The sequence below is a fragment of the Hongsoonwoonella zoysiae genome, from assembly GCF_013266695.1.
GTDB lineage: Bacteria > Pseudomonadota > Alphaproteobacteria > Rhizobiales > Stappiaceae > Hongsoonwoonella > Hongsoonwoonella zoysiae.
Window position 1 is genome coordinate 821,537 of sequence record NZ_JABRXF010000002.1, and the last position, 14,334, is coordinate 835,870.

Consider the following 14,334-nt stretch of genomic DNA (forward strand, 5'->3'; position numbering starts at 1 on the left):
AAATCGGCCAGCTTCGAATGGGCGGTGAAGCAGGATTCGGCTGCGAAAAAACGGTCATGCTTGCGATCCGGCCGATATCTTCGCCGTCTCGCAACTGACCGCGAGCCGCCGTTAGTGCATTCCCGCAAACCAATTCCACAGCACGGCGATAGTCCTCGATAGTTGCCTTCACAGGTACTTGGCCAGTCGCCTGGAGTTTGCCTCTTTTCGAGGGATCATCCCCGATGTGTAGACCATGTTGCCCAGACGTAGAGCCGGTACATAGTTGCCCTGCGGGATCGGCATCGAAGCGCTCATTTGCGGTACCTTTCGACGAGAAGAGCCAGGCGCTCGACTGCGGCGACCGCGGCTTCGTGATCCTGCGAGAAGTTCAACCGCACGCTGTTTGCGGTATGGGGGCTGAACTCTGTCCCCGGCGTAACGATAACTCCCGCCTGAAGGCGAAGAATTTTGACAAAATCGGAATAGCTCACCGCGAGGTCAGGCAGTTGCGGAAACAAATAACTGCCTGCCATCGAGGGTCGCACGAAGGCGCCTTCCATGCCGCGCAGCACATTGACCAAGCCATCGCGAATAGCCTGATGCTTGCGGATGCGCTCTTCCAACCAGCCAACCGGCTCGTCAAACCAGCCACGCAGGACAGCCTGACTGTAGCCCGCCGCCCGAAGGCTGACGATGGCCTGAAGCTTCTCCATCCGGGCGATAATCCTGGACGACCCAAAGGCGACACCGAGCCGATAGCCCGAAAGCGATTCGGTCTTCGACGGCCCCATAATGGTGATGACGTTTTCCGGATTGACGGCTTGCGCCCGGAAATGCGTGTAAGATGTACCCGTGTAGCGCAGGCGTGAATAAAGCTGGTCGACGATAACGATGGCGCCGTATTTTTCAGCAAGATCGGCAATCCGTGAAATCTCGCGGGCGGAATAAACAACGCCCGTCGGATTGTTGGGATTGGAAAACAGGAACACGCGGGCTCCTGCCTTGAACGCTTCTTCAAGCTGGTCAAGATCAAGGCCAGCCTCGCTTTCCGAGGCCTGCTTATAGTTCATCTGGACCGGAATCATTTCGCCTTCAAAAAACTCGACCAGTTTTCGGTTCGCGAAATAGTCGGGCTGAACTATCGCAACCTTGTCGCCTCGGTCGACGGTTGAGGCGATGGCGAGAAACAGGGCTCCTTGGGTCCCGGGCGTCACGATCAAACCATCAAAGGCATCAACCGGAGCGCCCGTGAAGTCCGCCAGTCTGGGGGCGACAAGCGAGCGAATATCCAGATCGCCACGATACTCCGTATAGGCTTGGCTCCCGCCCCGTTCGACACCCGCTGTAAAGAGGTCGAAAGCACCTGGTGTCGGCTCATGAGCGTCGACATCACCGTGCGAGAAATCGACCACGCGCCCGGCTAGCTTGCCTCCCTTTAACAGCAGCTCAACGTGTTGAGCGTTCTGCCGCGTCTCCTGCCCGGGTGCCTCGTCTGTACCCAACTTGTTGAACTTGGTTTCGATTGCCATGCCGGCTCCTCGCAAAACAGGGTCGTTTTCAAGAATGAAATGTTGTTAGAACGAAATCAAAAGAAGGAAAATATTGTTTTTAGCATCTTTAAAAGATGGATATTTTATCTATGAATACCCGCTTTCTCGAAAGTTTCGTAGTCATAGCCGAGTGTGGCTCGATAGCCGAGGCATCCCGACGATTGAACGTCACTCCGGCTGCCCTGGCTCAACAATTGCGGGCACTGGAAAAAGACCTGGGGCATAAGCTGATCCAGCGCGCCGGGCGAACAGTGCGGCCCACCGCCTCCGGGTTGGCGGTGCTGCGCCATGCGCGCCCATTGATCGACGGCATCCGAGACCTTCACACCATCGCCGCCGGTGACGAACCCGAGGGAAGGCTGCGCATCGGAGCCACAGCCACCGCGATGACCGGCTTGATGCCCGAGCTTGTTGCCGGTTTGCGAAAGCGTCACCCGAAAATCGAGTTCTTCCTGCGTCCCGATTCATCGGTAAATCTCTATCACAGCGTGCTGGCTGGAGAACTCGACGCGGCTGTAATCGTTCGTCCGCACTTCGTTATCCCGAAATCAATTGGATGGCTCACCTAACGCAAAGAGCCGCTGGTGCTAATCGCGCCGGAAGGCATGAACCTGAGCGAACCTCACGCTGTACTCTCGGAACAGGTCTTCATCAGATATGACCGCAATCAGTGGGGCGACCAGATTGTTGACCGCTATCTTCGCGCGCACGGTCTGGCGGTGAAGGAATGGCTGGAGCTGGATACGCTGGATGCGATCGCCGCTCTCGTCAGCCGGGGGCTGGGCGTTGCAATTCTGCCTGACTGGCCGCCAACCTGGCCCGAAGGGCTGCCCTTGGAAAAAAAGATTTTGCAAGACGGCGAGGCGCGGGAAGTCGGAATTCTGTGGAACACTTCGACGGCCCAGATCGCCGCCGTAAATGCGCTCGTCGACTTCTGTAGCGGCAAAAATCCGTGACCTAAAATAGTTGGCGCACTCGGTGGGAATGGACAAGCAAATGAGAGAGCCGACAACATCCCGCAAAGGCGCTGACCGTTCGCCGAGCCTTGGCGCGCAGCAACACCTTGAGCTTTGAAAAAGCGTTCTCGCTCGGATCGAAGCCCAGGCTGTAGGGCGGCAGAAATATTAGGGTCGCGCGCGGACCCTTTCTATTGCGTCGCGCACGCCGGCACCCTTGTAGGCCGGCGGATGGCGATGATGAACGACGTCACCCGTCGGGTAGTAGACGCCAGTCACGCCGCCTATGCCGATCGTTATGAATTCCTCCGCCACGCCTGCGGCAGGGCCATCACGGCGGCTACGGCTGCCGCAGTGAGCAACGACTTGATATTGGACAACAATTCGTATCTCCCTCTGGCCTACTTTCGTTTCCTGTGTCGCGCGTTTCGGCTTGCACCTGTTTGCAACTGCGGGCTTTCACGTGACGCGAACTTCAGGTGGTGAGCTGGACAGGTCTTCCCTCATCAGCACCCACCTGGATGGGCACGGTCCCCAGGCTCCGCGCCAAACCGCTCGAATACCAGCCGGTGCGCAAAAGGACTGAACCGGTTGAGGACCTTCAAGCTTCTGCCCGGATCCAATCGATTTCCTCGAAAAAATTGTACGCAACGGCAAGTGTGCCTCCTGCCGGCTTTGGCAACGCAATGACCACGCCATGAAGCCGCCGAAGGCGTCCTGTTGCCATGCACAGAGATATCCGCCGCTTGCGGAATTCCTTGCAGTGATTGCGTGTTTAACATCGTGAAGAATTGGCAGAAATATCATAATCGGTTAATTTCCTGCCAGAGGTGACCGAATATGACAAAAGTGATCGCATTGGCCTTTGAAGGCGTTCAGCTTCTCGACATCACCGGCCCGCTCCAGGTGTTTTCATCTGCCTCTTCCCTGGGCGGGCATGCAGCTTACGAGACAGAAATCGCCTCCTTGTCCGGCGGGCCAGTTCGCAGCAGCGCAGGGATCGTTCTTCAAACAATTCCGGTTTGCGAAATATCAGGCTTTGAGGCGATGACTTTGCTCATCCCCGGTGGCCCCGGGATACGCCGGATGGAGGCCAAAACTCGCGATGAGTTGTCCTCAATTATCCGGAAGGCCGCTGCTGAAAATGCACGGATCGTGTCGGTGTGCAGCGGGGCTCTTTTGTTGGCACGCACCGGCTTGCTCGACGGCGGCACGGCGACGACGCATTGGCGCTGGTGCGAAAAGCTGGCGCGAGAGCACCCCGAGATCCGCGTTGATCACGACGCGATTTTCTCACGCATAAACGCCAAACTGTGGACATCGGCAGGTGTTACCGCGGGCATCGACCTCGCGCTTGCCCTGATCGAAGAAGACCACGGACGCTCGCTGAGCCTCGCCGTCGCGCGCGAACTTGTCGTTTTTTTGCGCCGCCACGGCGGCCAAGCTCAATTCAGCGCCTCGCTGCTCAGGCAAAGCGCGACCGAAAAAGGCGAGTTCGACGCTCTCCACGCGTGGATTCTGGAGCGGCTGGACCAGCGCCTGAGTGTCGAAGCTCTCGCGGCGCATTGCTGCATGTCGCCGCGCAGCTTTGCCCGGCGTTACAAGGCCGCGACCGGGCGCACACCCGCCAAGGCTGTCGAAGCTATGCGGATCGAAGCGGCAGCCCGTTTCATCGGCGAGACTTCTTTGTCCATCCCGCAGATCGCGACCCGTTGCGGCTTCGCATCGCGGACGCATCTCGTACAAGCCTGGAAACGTCAGTTGCGCGGCAGCTTTCCACGACGTTAGTCGGCAGCGGTTTCGTCATGAATGCGAGCCGGTCGTTCTCGCGGACAAATCTTTGATGTGCGCGAGAACCTTCTTGCTCGCTTCCAGGGCCGTCGTCTTTTTTTCAAGTGTTCCCGATCCCGCAAGATGCGGAGATAGGATACAGTTTTTCGCCTGCGCCAACGGACCTGTGGCTGTCCTTTCGTCTCCGGATAACGTATCGACTGCCACGCCCGCCAGTTTCCCTTCGTTCAGGGCAAGCGCCAAGGCCAGTTCGTCTACGAGCCCCGCCCTCGCCGCGTTTACGAGGAACGAGCCTTGCTTCATCAGGGCGATCTCTTCGGCTCCGATCAGAGCGCGGGTCTCTTGCGTCAACGGTATGTGGAGGGACAAAACGTCGATCTGACGAAGAAAAGTGGAAAGATCAGACGTGACGCGGAATCCGGCGGACGCGGCATCGGCCAAGGCCCTTTCTCGTCCATGCACGACGACCCTTGCACCGACGGCACTCGCCAAAGCAGCCATCGCTCGCCCCGTGTGCCCATACCCGAAGACGCCGAACTCAAGATCGGAAAGAGACACGATCCTGGCGCGGTCCCGGAATTCCCTGTCTCCCTGCCGCATGGCCGCATCCGACTGCGGGATTTGGCGGAGCATGGCCAATACCAACGCCAGGCAATGCTCCGCCACACTTTTTGCATTCGTGCCGGGGGTATTGTCGATGACAATACCCCGTTGCCCGGCAGCACTTTTGTCAATTCCGTCCGTCCCGGACCCGTGAACGACGACCACGCCGAGCAGCGGATAGGCACCCATCAGGTTCGCATCAACCTCCGACCGTCTGGTTATGATCGCACGCACTCTGTCCCGAGGCGGCGATGCTCCCCGCCATGCCAAAACCGGTTCGACACCACCCTCCTCAAGCCACTCCAGGCCGGCTGGATGTATCTGGTCGAGGATCAGGCAAGCTGGCTTCGGCTTCATCAGTCGGTCCAGAGGTCCTGATAAGGAGGCAGGGGGGTGTATTCCATCCGTTTCTGCACCTGAACGGCAAACTCCGGATCGAAGATCTGCCCCGTCAGCCATAACGCCATGTCGATCCCCGCGGACACGCCTGCGGAGCTGACAACGTTTCCATCGTCGACATAACGAACGTTTTCGAGGACCTCTTTGGCGCTACCCATTCCGCGCGCCTGCGCGATTCGGTTGAAATGCGTGGTGATACGGCGGCCACGCGCGGGACCGGCTCCAAGCAGCATCAAGGCGCCCGCACAGACCGAAGTGACCCATTCCGCTGTTTTTGCGGCCTCGGTGATCCACTCCATCGTGGCCTCGTCTTTCAGAGCATCATCGACACCCCGGCCACCAGGGACCAGCAGTATGTCCGGGTTCGGCATTTGAGAAAGCGTCATGTCGGGGATGATCCGAAGCCCCTTCGAGCAATGAAGCGTTCCTGCGTCTTTCGCGACGGTGTAGCACTTCAGCTTTTCAGTCATCACGCCGGCGGTTGTAAGAACCTGCCAGGGACCGACGAGATCGAGGTCCTCTACATTTGGAAAGACAAGGAAAGCAACGGATTTCATAAGTTGGTACCTTCATTTACGCTTGTAGGAAAAATCGGTTTGAACGTTGCAAGCGCCTCAAAAACGGCGCTGTAAAGATCGAGCAGAACATGCATGCGCGCCGGCTCGGCCCGCTGATCGGATTCATCGAGATAGACCCTCTTCGCCGTTTCCATCCAAATGGCATGGATGTCGTTTTTCGGGTCTCCCGCGTTTCCGGTCACGCATCCGCCAAGGGAATGCTCGTCTATCGAGCATTCCAGACCATGTGCTCGAACCACGTTCGCGATCGGGCCCACCATCTTTAAGCCCGCGCGCGCGTATTTGTTGGAACCCAGGCAAGCACCGGGAAGCGGAACGGACGAAACCAAGGAAACAAGAGACCTTATCGAGTGTGTATACAGCAGCAGCGCGGTGCCGTGCGAACGCCGGGCCTGGTCGAGCATCCGCTTCAAAGCCTCATGGTAGGGCCGCAACACAGGGCGCATCGGCAGCTCACACTCCTGTGCATCGAGCGCTTGACCCGGCTTCCATAACTCCGCGCATTCTTGTCTGGGATAACGCTCAAACGATTTGGCGGAAATGTCATAATAGATTAAATTTCTGCCAAATCGGATCGTGCAATACCGTTCTTCACGGCAGCTTTGCCGGTCACGCAATATGCCGTTCCCTTGGGCCGATGGGCGCTATTCGCAGCTTGAGAAAAAGCCTGAATTAGGCAAGAAGCGCGATTGCCTTATCCAACGCGACAAAGCACATAGACCGAACATGCCGTTGCATCATCTTTCGACAAACCTTAGCGGTGCACCGTCCGCATTCCACGGTTCATCAGCGTGTTGGTAGGGCCGGAGGAGACCGTGAAATCGTCGCCGGTGCAGCCAAGGATCATGGGACAAACTGCTCCCATTTGCCAGCCGACGGACCGGCATCGAGCCGATGGATGGCCGTTCCTTCAGCGCCTTCTGCGACGGACGGGAAGATCTGCCGGACCAGCGGGTCATGGCCTGGCACAACAAGCTTCGCATTGCTCGCAAGCAGCGGCAGACGCCGGAACCCTTCAAGCATTGCCTCGGCATTTTCGACAATCGGAAAAAGCTTTCTGCGCCTGAAATTCTCGTAGTAATGCGAAGCGTCGGAAGCGAGAACAAGCCATCCTGCATTCGTCTTGACCCTTACGCATTGAAGTCCGCGCGAGTGGCCGCCAAGGGCATGTACCTCAACGCCGGGCGCAACCGAGCCCACTCCGTCATGAAAGACGACCCGTCCTGAATAGACCTTGCGCACCATCTGGCACACATGATCGGCTGTGAACGGATGGTTGAGCGCCTGATGGCACATGCAAGGGCCTGTCGCATATGCCATCTCGGCCTCTTGCAGGTGGAACCGCGCGTTGGCGAAGCGGTCCAGCGAACCGGCATGATCATAATGGAGATGGGTTACGACCACCGTCTCGACCGCATCAGGATCAACGCCAAAGTCGGCGAGACAAACCGCGGGGTCGCGCAGTACCGGCCGCCCCCGCCTTATCCCCTCCTCTTCGTCATAGCCGGTATCGACCACTATCATGCGGTTTTCGTTGCGGATGAGCCAGATATAGTAGTCGATGTCATGCGGCGAGGCGTGGTCATCATCGAACAGAAACGAGTCGCCACGCGTCCGCCCGCCACGCTGCGCATACTTCAAGGCGTAGACTTCGTAGGTTTCATCCATCGGTGCTGCTCCCCAAAGGCGTGCGCCTGCCGTCGATCGGATAGCGCGGGTCGTTGTGGCCGGAGACCGGCGTGTGTCCCGTTGCGCAAAGACCGCTGAGGAATGCTTCGTCGGCCGCCGTATAATCGGTATCGACCGCCGAGATATAGGCTTCGACCTGGGACAGTGTCTTTGGGCCGATCAACACGCTGGAAACCGCGTCGTTCGCGAGCACCCAGTTGAGCGCCAGCCCCACAGGATCTCGTCCGGTTTTCACCGCATGATCGGCCGCCTGGTTCGCAAGCCTGATCGTCTCGGGAAAGAATTCGGTTTCGAGAATGCGCGCGTCCCCCCGTGCGCCGCGCGATCCTTCGGGCGCTTCTCCCCGGTATTTTCCGGTCAGCACACCGCGCGCGAGCGGGGAATACGGCACGACGCCGATACCGAAGTGGCGGCAAGCGGGTATGTAGTCGGTTTCAACGACGCGATTGAGAATATGATAGTAGGGTTGGGCGGCAACCGGCCTCGCGATACCCAGATTGTCGCAAGTGCGAACCATCTCGGCGATCTTCCAGGGCCGGAAATTCGAAAAACCCCAATGACGGATCTTGCCTGCGTCAATCAGCTCGCCAAGTACGGAAATTATTTCGTCGAGCGAAACCCGCGCGTCATCGAGGTGAAGGTAGTAGAGATCAATCGTCTCGCGATCGAGCCGTTCCAGTGAAAGGTCGGCGGCGCGAAGGATGCGTTCCGGCGCCAATCCACCCTGGTCGTCGATTTCAGGAACGGGATTACCGACTTTGGTCGCGAGAAAACACTCCTCGCCGCGCTCCTTCAGCAACCGGCCGAGAATTCGCTCCGACGCCCCCTTCGCATAGGTATCCGCGGTATCGACGAAGTTGCCCCCCGCCTCGAAAAAGGCGTCCAGGATCCTTGCCGATTCGGCCTCATTGGTCTGGTCGCCGAACATCATCGTGCCGAGACAGAGGCTGGAGACCTCCTGACCGTTTTCAAACAAACGTCTTTTTTCAAGCTTTGTCATTATTTGCCGCTCCCTGTCCGAACATTTTTCCAGTGAAGCATATCGGCAATTCCAACGTCGAACGCTTCCAAAATTCACATTCTCCAATCGACTAATGTTTATTGTATACATAAATTTATACATTATACATGAGCCCAATTTGAACAACCTCCCAGGTCGAACGGAGAAAGAGCCGACCATGCACAAGACGACGGCCGGGCCGGAGGCGCAAAACCGCCCTCAATCCAATAAGAAGACGTTCGCGATCGCAGTGTTCGACGGTGACGGGATCGGGCCGGAGATCATGCGCCCGACATTGGATATCCTCGGTGAGATTTCAGCTTCCTCCAGCAGCTTCTGCTTGCAATTCCAACCCCTGCCGGCAGGTGCCGGCCATTACCGAGATCACGCAGTGGCATTGCCGCATAGCTCCCTCGACGCTGCGAGAGACGCGGATGCAATTCTGCTTTCGGCGATGGGCCTTCCTGATATCCGCTACCCTGACGGGACCGAGATAGCGCCCCAGATAGAACTGCGTTTCGCGCTGGAGTTATTCGCGGGCGTGCGGCCGGTATTCCTGATGCCCGGCCAGGGATCGCCACTGCGTATCGCGGACACAGGCGGTGTCGATTTCGTCATCATCCGCGAGTCGACCGAAGGCCTGTTCGCGTCTCACGGAAAGGGCGAAGTTATCCGCGACGAGGAAGCCCGCGAAACGTTGGTGATCACGCGCAGGGTTTCGGAGAAGCTTTTCGATTTCGCCTTCCGGCTTGCGCGCCAAAGAAAGGAGAACGGCAAGGGGCCGGGCCGAGTCCACTGCGTCGATAAAGCCAATGTTTTTCAGGCATTTGCCTTCTTCCGGAAGATCTTTCAGGAGCGCGCGGCGCTAAATCCAGACATAGAGGCGCAATGCGCCTACGTCGACGCGGCAGCGCTATGGATGGTGCAGAGGCCGCAGATGTTCGATGTCATCGTCACCGAAAACATGTTCGGCGATATCCTCTCCGACCTTGGCGCCGGTATCATGGGCAGTCTCGGCCTTGCGCCGTCCGCCGACATCGGTGCCGATCATGCCGTTTTCCAGCCTTGCCACGGCAGCGCGCCGGACATTGCGGGGCGCAATATCGCCAATCCGCTCGCCATGATCCTTTCGGCTTCCATGATGCTCGACTGGCTTGGGCGCGAACACGAAATGGAAGATATGCTGACAGCCGGCAGGAGGCTTCACGAAGCTGTGAATTCAGTCTTATCCTCGGGTTCCTGCCTCACGCCCGACATTGGCGGTACCGCTTCTACAAACGGCGTGGCGGAGGCCGTTCTGGAAGCCTATCGAAACGGCGCGCAAGCATGAACGACGATGGAGAACACTCCGGTAAATCATTGAAAAAGCTGCGTGTCGTCATGGTCGGCGCGGGTTTTTTCAGCACGTTTCATGTTGATGGATGGCTCAGAAACGACGGCGCCGAAATCGTCGGCCTTGCCGATTCCGAGGTTGAAAAGGCGCGCGCCGTGCTCGTGGCAAACGGGGCCGATTTAAATTCCATTGCGGTCCAATCCGACGCCTTAAAAATCCTTCGCGGCCTGAAGCCCGACATTGTAGACATCGCGGCACCGCCTTCAGCCCACCTCGGCCTCATTCGCGAGGCGACAAAAAGTACCGTAACGGCAATTATCTGTCAGAAACCATTCTGTACTTCCCTAAAGGAAGCCCGAGAGGCCATCCGGCTCGCCGCCGATGCGGGGATAAAACTTATCGTCCATGAGAATTTTCGCTTCCAGCCCTGGTATCGGGCGATCAGGTGGGAGATCGAAACAGGCCGCATCGGCGAAGTCTACCAGGCGACCTTCCGGCTCAGGCCAGGCGACGGACAGGGAAAGGACGCCTATCTGTCGCGCCAGCCCTATTTCCAGAAGATGGAACGGTTCCTGATCCACGAAACCGCCGTTCACTGGATCGACACTTTCAGATTTCTGCTTGGCGAACCGGAAGCGGTGTTCGCGGACCTGCGCCGCCTAAACCCGGCAATCGCCGGCGAAGACAGCGGCATATTCATCTACCGTTACGGCGACGGGCGACGGGCGGTCTTCGACGGCAACCGGCTTGTCGACCACGTGGCCGAAAACCCGCGCCTGACCATGGGCGAATGTCTCGTTGAGGGATCGAAGGGCGTGCTCGCGCTCGACGGAAACGGCAATCTTTCCTTCAGGGCCCTCGGCGACCAGCATTGGATTGTCCTTTTTTCGCCCCGGTCGAGGGAAGGCTTCGGCGGAGACTGCGTCTTCGAGCTGCAAAAACATGTTACAGATCACCTGTTAAAAGGCACCGCGCTGGAAAACGAAGCCTCGGCTTATCTTCGCAATATGGAAATTGAAGAGGCGGTCTACCGCGCGGCCATGAAGGGGCGCTTCATCAGCTTGCGTGACAGCCAGACCGGCGAAAACGATGACTGAGACCCCGACCGTAATTCCGCAGGCGCAATCCGGCAAAAAGCCCCTGTCCCAAACGCAGCGCGCAACGCGGATGCTGCGTGAGATGATCATCACGAACAAGCTGCTGCCGGGCTCCAGCCACCTTGAAACGGAACTGGCGGAAATGCTCGGCATGTCGCGGACGCCGGTGCGCGAGGCGGCGATCGTTCTGGAGGGGCAAGGCCTCGTTGAAGTAAAGCCGCGCCGGGGCGTTCGGATCCTGCCGCTTTCTCCGGCGGACATGGAAGAGATCTACTCCATCCTGACGGAGCTTGAATCCCTTGCCGCCCACGATGTCGCCAAGAACGGGGCGGACGAGGAAGACCTCGCCAGGCTTCGCGCCCTGATCCAGGAGATGGAGACCGCCCTTGCAGATGACGACCGACACCGCTGGGCGGAGGCTGACGAGCGGTTTCACCACAAGCTCGTCAGCCTTGCCGGGAACCGTCGCCTGCAGACGATCGTTGCGACCTATTCCGACCAGGTGCACCGCGCGAGACTGCTTACGCTGCACATGCGCCCCACGCCGCACCGATCTAACGAGGACCACCGCGCGCTGGTCGAAGCCATTGCGGCGGGCGATGCGGAACGTGCGCGCAATATCCACCGCGAACACCGTATCCGCGCAAAGACAATGATGATCAAGTTGATCGCATCGCACGGTCTGCGCGCCGTTTGAAACCTGGGGCGTATCCCGCAAAATCCGGATCAGATCTGGCGAAAGAGGTCCGGCAAAAGCGGCAACGCCTTGTTCGACGCATGAAATGCGCGCAATACTGAAACGAAATTTGACCCTACGTCGCCTCCCTTCAGGAATAACCGGAATGCCGTTCAAGACCCTGTTAGCGCTGACGGAAATAGAGACCGGGCCCGCCGACATCGAGGCGGCCGTTTCGCTTGCAAAGGCCTTCGGTGCGCATCTTTCCGTCTTGATCCTGGGCGAAATCCCGATCCTGCCGTTCTACGGTTACGGCAGCCAAGGTTACATCGATATCTGGGCCGAAGAGGGCAAACAGCGCGAGGAGGACCTGAAGGCCGCGACCGCGGACATAAACGCAAGGCTCACCCGCGAAGGCATTTCCTTCGACATTCGCCCCCAAATATCTTTACCGGGGCATGAGGACGACATCGTCGCGCGCCATGCGATTTACTGCGATCTCGCCATCGTTCTCCGTTCCACGGAAGGCGAACTGACGTCCGCGGAGATGAAAGCAATCGACGGGGCGTTGTTCGATTCCGGCAGGCCCGTGCTTTTCGTGCCGAAAAATACGAAATCCGACAAATTCGGCGAACGCGCCATGATTGCCTGGAACGCACGGCGCGAAGCAGCCCGTGCGGTCTCCGACGCTCATCCTTTCCTGCAAGGCGCCAAGGACATCAGCGTTTTGATCGTCGATCCGGTGGTGGGCGAGGAGGACCATGGTGAAGAGCCCGGAGCGGATATCGCGCTCGTGCTTTCCCGCTACGAACTGAAGGTCGATGTATCGAGCGTCGCCTCGGCTGGCCGTCCAGTCTCCCAAGTCCTGCTCGACAGGGCCCGCGATCTGAATATCGACCTGCTCGTCATGGGCGCTTACGGTCACTCAAGGCTGCGTCAGAATATCCTTGGCGGAACGACCAGGGAAATGCTCGAGAACAGCAACGTGCCGCTCCTGCTTTCGCATTGACCGCACACACGAGAGCAAGGAACGCCGCCTGAAGCTTCCTAAGTCCCCGAGAGCATCGACATGACGCAAACCAAGGGGCAAATCGATTTCGAAGCACTGGAAAAGAGCGAGCTTTATTCCGAAGCTCTCGGTATCGATCTGAGTGCGGGTGGCGAGGATGCATATTTCCGCTGGTTCCTGGCAAGCCAGCTTTATGGCGGGCGCATTTCCGGCGCCATCGCGGAAAACACCTATCGTTCGTTCGAGCGTCACGGCTTGCTGACGCCTGAGAAGATCATCGCCGCCGGTTGGGATTTTCTGGTGAGCCCGGTTATGCGGGAAGGCGGTTACGTTCGCTACGACGAGAGTAAATCGAGACAGTTCCTGCGCAACTGCGCAAGGCTGCTGGAGGAATACGGCGGCCGGGTTTACCGGATAGAGGATGATGCAACCGACAGCACCGATCTCGAAGCGCGCCTTTGCGCCTTTCACGGGATCGGCCCGGTTACCGCGAATATATTCCTGCGGGAATTGCGCCCCTTCTGGCGAAAGGCCGACCCCACACCCCTTACCGTCGTTGCGAAGACGGCCGAGGCGCTTGGCATCGACCTTTCAGCCTATGATCGCAAGAGCCTTACATTCGCCCGGGTGGAGGCCGGCCTGATACGGCAGGCCCATCTGAAGCATTAAGATCGTCAACCGTTGCCCCAGTTCAGCGCCGCGGTCCTGACGGGTGCATCCCACAGCGACTTCATCTCGTCATCCAGCTTCGTGATCGTGACCGAACACCCCTGCATTTCCAGCGACGTGCAGTAGTTGCCGACCAGAGAACGCGCGATCTTGAGCCCGCGCTCAGCGCACTGCCGGGCGACGGCATCGTAAACCAGATAAAGCTCCATCAAGGGCGTTCCGCCCATGCCGTTCACCAGAACCAGGACTTCCTGACCGGAAGGCGGCTTCAGGTCCGCAAGGATCGTCTCGACGAACTCTTCCACGATCGCATCGGCCGGCTTCAGCGCTTCGCGGCGGCGTCCGGGCTCGCCGTGAATGCCAACGCCCATCTCGATCTCGCCTTCGCCGAGATCGAACGTCGGCTTGCCGGCGGCCGGCACGATGCCGCTTGTCAGCGCAACGCCCATGGTGCCGGAGGCCGCGTTCACCCGGTCGCCAAGCTCCTTGCAGGCCGCAAGATCCGCCCCCTGCTCTGCGGCCGCGCCCACGATCTTTTCCACGATCACGGTTGCTGCGACGCCCCGCCGGCCCTGGCTGTGGGTGGAGCTTTCAACCGCCACATCATCGTTCGTCAGCACGGTCGCGCTTTTCCCGTCATGAAACTCCGACACCATTTCGAAGTTCATCACGTCGCCCGAATAATTCTTGACGATCCAAAGGACGCCGGCGCCACCGTCAACCGCCTGCGCAGCCGCAATCATCTGATCCGGCGTCGGCGAGGTGAAAACCTGCCCCGGACAGGCCGCGTCCAGCATGCCCTTGCCCACGAAGCCGGTGTGAAGCGGTTCGTGGCCCGACCCGCCGCCGGAAATCAGCGCCACCTTGCCCTTCACCGCGCCACCCTTGCGCATGACGAAGCGGGGCTCCTCGGAAAGCTCCACGATATCCGCATGTGCCGCTGCGAACCCGCGAAGGCTTTCGGCAAGTATGTCGTCGGTCGCGTTGATCAGCTTTTTCATC

General features: G+C 58.9%; 14 protein-coding genes and 1 pseudogene. 7 read left to right on the forward strand and 8 right to left on the reverse strand.

Translation table 11 applies throughout. The annotated features are described in order from the left end of the window. Positions 1-293 precede the first annotated feature (293 nt). Positions 294-1,511, reverse strand: a complete 1,218-nt coding sequence (locus HPQ64_RS14930) for a pyridoxal phosphate-dependent aminotransferase (RefSeq protein ID WP_172889301.1) — start codon at positions 1,509-1,511, stop codon at positions 294-296. Positions 1,512-1,621: 110 nt separating this feature from the next. Here HPQ64_RS14930 and HPQ64_RS14935 point away from each other — a divergent pair. Continuing rightward, positions 1,622-2,488 (forward strand): annotated as a pseudogene (locus HPQ64_RS14935) (LysR family transcriptional regulator). 168 nt (positions 2,489-2,656) lie between these two features. Here HPQ64_RS14935 and HPQ64_RS20815 read toward each other — a convergent pair. Next, the gene (locus tag HPQ64_RS20815; RefSeq protein WP_172888616.1) at positions 2,657-2,803 is read right to left on the reverse strand and encodes a hypothetical protein; all 147 of its coding nucleotides are present in this window, start codon (positions 2,801-2,803) and stop codon (positions 2,657-2,659) included. 525 nt (positions 2,804-3,328) lie between these two features. On the opposite strand from HPQ64_RS20815, the gene HPQ64_RS14945 reads away from it, so the two are divergent. Then, positions 3,329-4,276, forward strand: coding sequence for a GlxA family transcriptional regulator (locus HPQ64_RS14945; RefSeq protein WP_172889302.1), 948 nt, complete (start codon positions 3,329-3,331; stop codon positions 4,274-4,276). A gap of 15 nt (positions 4,277-4,291) precedes the next feature. Here the strand turns inward: HPQ64_RS14945 and HPQ64_RS14950 are convergent, their stop codons facing one another. From HPQ64_RS14950 to HPQ64_RS14970, 5 genes are all read right to left on the reverse strand, one after another. Further along, positions 4,292-5,341, reverse strand: a complete 1,050-nt coding sequence (locus tag HPQ64_RS14950; protein ID WP_343036018.1) for an NAD(P)-dependent oxidoreductase — start codon at positions 5,339-5,341, stop codon at positions 4,292-4,294. Beyond that, positions 5,239-5,838: a DJ-1/PfpI family protein gene (locus HPQ64_RS14955; protein ID WP_172889304.1), complete on the reverse strand. Its 600-nt coding sequence runs from the start codon at positions 5,836-5,838 to the stop codon at positions 5,239-5,241. Before HPQ64_RS14955 ends, HPQ64_RS14950 begins: the two co-directional genes overlap by 103 nt. Beyond that, positions 5,835-6,476 carry an N-formylglutamate amidohydrolase gene (locus HPQ64_RS14960; RefSeq protein ID WP_172889305.1) on the reverse strand — a complete coding sequence of 214 codons (642 nt, stop codon included), beginning with the start codon at positions 6,474-6,476 and terminating at the stop codon, positions 5,835-5,837. Before HPQ64_RS14960 ends, HPQ64_RS14955 begins: the two co-directional genes overlap by 4 nt. A gap of 226 nt (positions 6,477-6,702) precedes the next feature. Further along, positions 6,703-7,527: an N-acyl homoserine lactonase family protein gene (locus HPQ64_RS14965; RefSeq protein WP_172889306.1), complete on the reverse strand. Its 825-nt coding sequence runs from the start codon at positions 7,525-7,527 to the stop codon at positions 6,703-6,705. Further along, complete coding sequence (locus HPQ64_RS14970) at positions 7,520-8,548, reverse strand: aldo/keto reductase (RefSeq protein WP_172889307.1); 1,029 nt, start codon at positions 8,546-8,548, stop codon at positions 7,520-7,522. The genes HPQ64_RS14965 and HPQ64_RS14970 overlap by 8 nt, the downstream gene beginning before the upstream one ends. A 178-nt stretch (positions 8,549-8,726) precedes the next feature. On the opposite strand from HPQ64_RS14970, the gene HPQ64_RS14975 reads away from it, so the two are divergent. From HPQ64_RS14975 to HPQ64_RS14995, 5 genes are all read left to right on the forward strand, one after another. Further along, on the forward strand, positions 8,727-9,878 hold the full coding sequence (locus HPQ64_RS14975) for an isocitrate/isopropylmalate dehydrogenase family protein (RefSeq protein ID WP_172889308.1): 1,152 nt from the start codon (positions 8,727-8,729) through the stop codon (positions 9,876-9,878). Then, a complete protein-coding gene (locus tag HPQ64_RS14980; RefSeq protein ID WP_172889309.1) occupies positions 9,875-10,978 on the forward strand; it encodes a Gfo/Idh/MocA family protein in 1,104 nt (367 codons plus the stop codon). The genes HPQ64_RS14975 and HPQ64_RS14980 overlap by 4 nt, the downstream gene beginning before the upstream one ends. Further along, complete coding sequence (locus HPQ64_RS14985; protein WP_172889310.1) at positions 10,971-11,675, forward strand: GntR family transcriptional regulator; 705 nt, start codon at positions 10,971-10,973, stop codon at positions 11,673-11,675. The genes HPQ64_RS14980 and HPQ64_RS14985 overlap by 8 nt, the downstream gene beginning before the upstream one ends. Before the next feature lie 145 nt (positions 11,676-11,820). Beyond that, positions 11,821-12,663, forward strand: a complete 843-nt coding sequence (locus HPQ64_RS14990; protein WP_172889311.1) for a universal stress protein — start codon at positions 11,821-11,823, stop codon at positions 12,661-12,663. A 60-nt stretch (positions 12,664-12,723) separates the two neighbouring features. Then, the gene (locus tag HPQ64_RS14995) at positions 12,724-13,332 is read left to right on the forward strand and encodes an HhH-GDP family DNA glycosylase (protein ID WP_172889312.1); all 609 of its coding nucleotides are present in this window, start codon (positions 12,724-12,726) and stop codon (positions 13,330-13,332) included. Positions 13,333-13,337: 5 nt separating this feature from the next. Here HPQ64_RS14995 and dhaK read toward each other — a convergent pair whose 3' ends face one another. Further along, entirely contained in the window at positions 13,338-14,333 is a 996-nt protein-coding gene (dhaK, locus tag HPQ64_RS15000) for a dihydroxyacetone kinase subunit DhaK (protein WP_172889313.1), read from the reverse strand. Position 14,334: the final 1 nt, after the last annotated feature.

Bases quoted from the DNA above. Each gene is read 5' to 3' on its own strand.
- dhaK (WP_172889313.1), bottom strand. From the start codon at position 14,333: ATGAAAAAGCTGATCAACGCGACCGACGACATACTTGCCGAAAGCCTT.
- HPQ64_RS14980 (WP_172889309.1), top strand. From the start codon at position 9,875: ATGAACGACGATGGAGAACACTCCGGTAAATCATTGAAAAAGCTGCGT.
- HPQ64_RS14955 (WP_172889304.1), bottom strand. From the start codon at position 5,838: ATGAAATCCGTTGCTTTCCTTGTCTTTCCAAATGTAGAGGACCTCGAT.
- HPQ64_RS14930 (WP_172889301.1), bottom strand. From the start codon at position 1,511: ATGGCAATCGAAACCAAGTTCAACAAGTTGGGTACAGACGAGGCACCC.
- HPQ64_RS14990 (WP_172889311.1), top strand. From the start codon at position 11,821: ATGCCGTTCAAGACCCTGTTAGCGCTGACGGAAATAGAGACCGGGCCC.
- HPQ64_RS14995 (WP_172889312.1), top strand. From the start codon at position 12,724: ATGACGCAAACCAAGGGGCAAATCGATTTCGAAGCACTGGAAAAGAGC.
- HPQ64_RS14985 (WP_172889310.1), top strand. From the start codon at position 10,971: ATGACTGAGACCCCGACCGTAATTCCGCAGGCGCAATCCGGCAAAAAG.
- HPQ64_RS14970 (WP_172889307.1), bottom strand. From the start codon at position 8,548: ATGACAAAGCTTGAAAAAAGACGTTTGTTTGAAAACGGTCAGGAGGTC.
- HPQ64_RS14950 (WP_343036018.1), bottom strand. From the start codon at position 5,341: ATGGCTGACGGGGCAGATCTTCGATCCGGAGTTTGCCGTTCAGGTGCA.
- HPQ64_RS14945 (WP_172889302.1), top strand. From the start codon at position 3,329: ATGACAAAAGTGATCGCATTGGCCTTTGAAGGCGTTCAGCTTCTCGAC.
- HPQ64_RS14975 (WP_172889308.1), top strand. From the start codon at position 8,727: ATGCACAAGACGACGGCCGGGCCGGAGGCGCAAAACCGCCCTCAATCC.
- HPQ64_RS14965 (WP_172889306.1), bottom strand. From the start codon at position 7,527: ATGGATGAAACCTACGAAGTCTACGCCTTGAAGTATGCGCAGCGTGGC.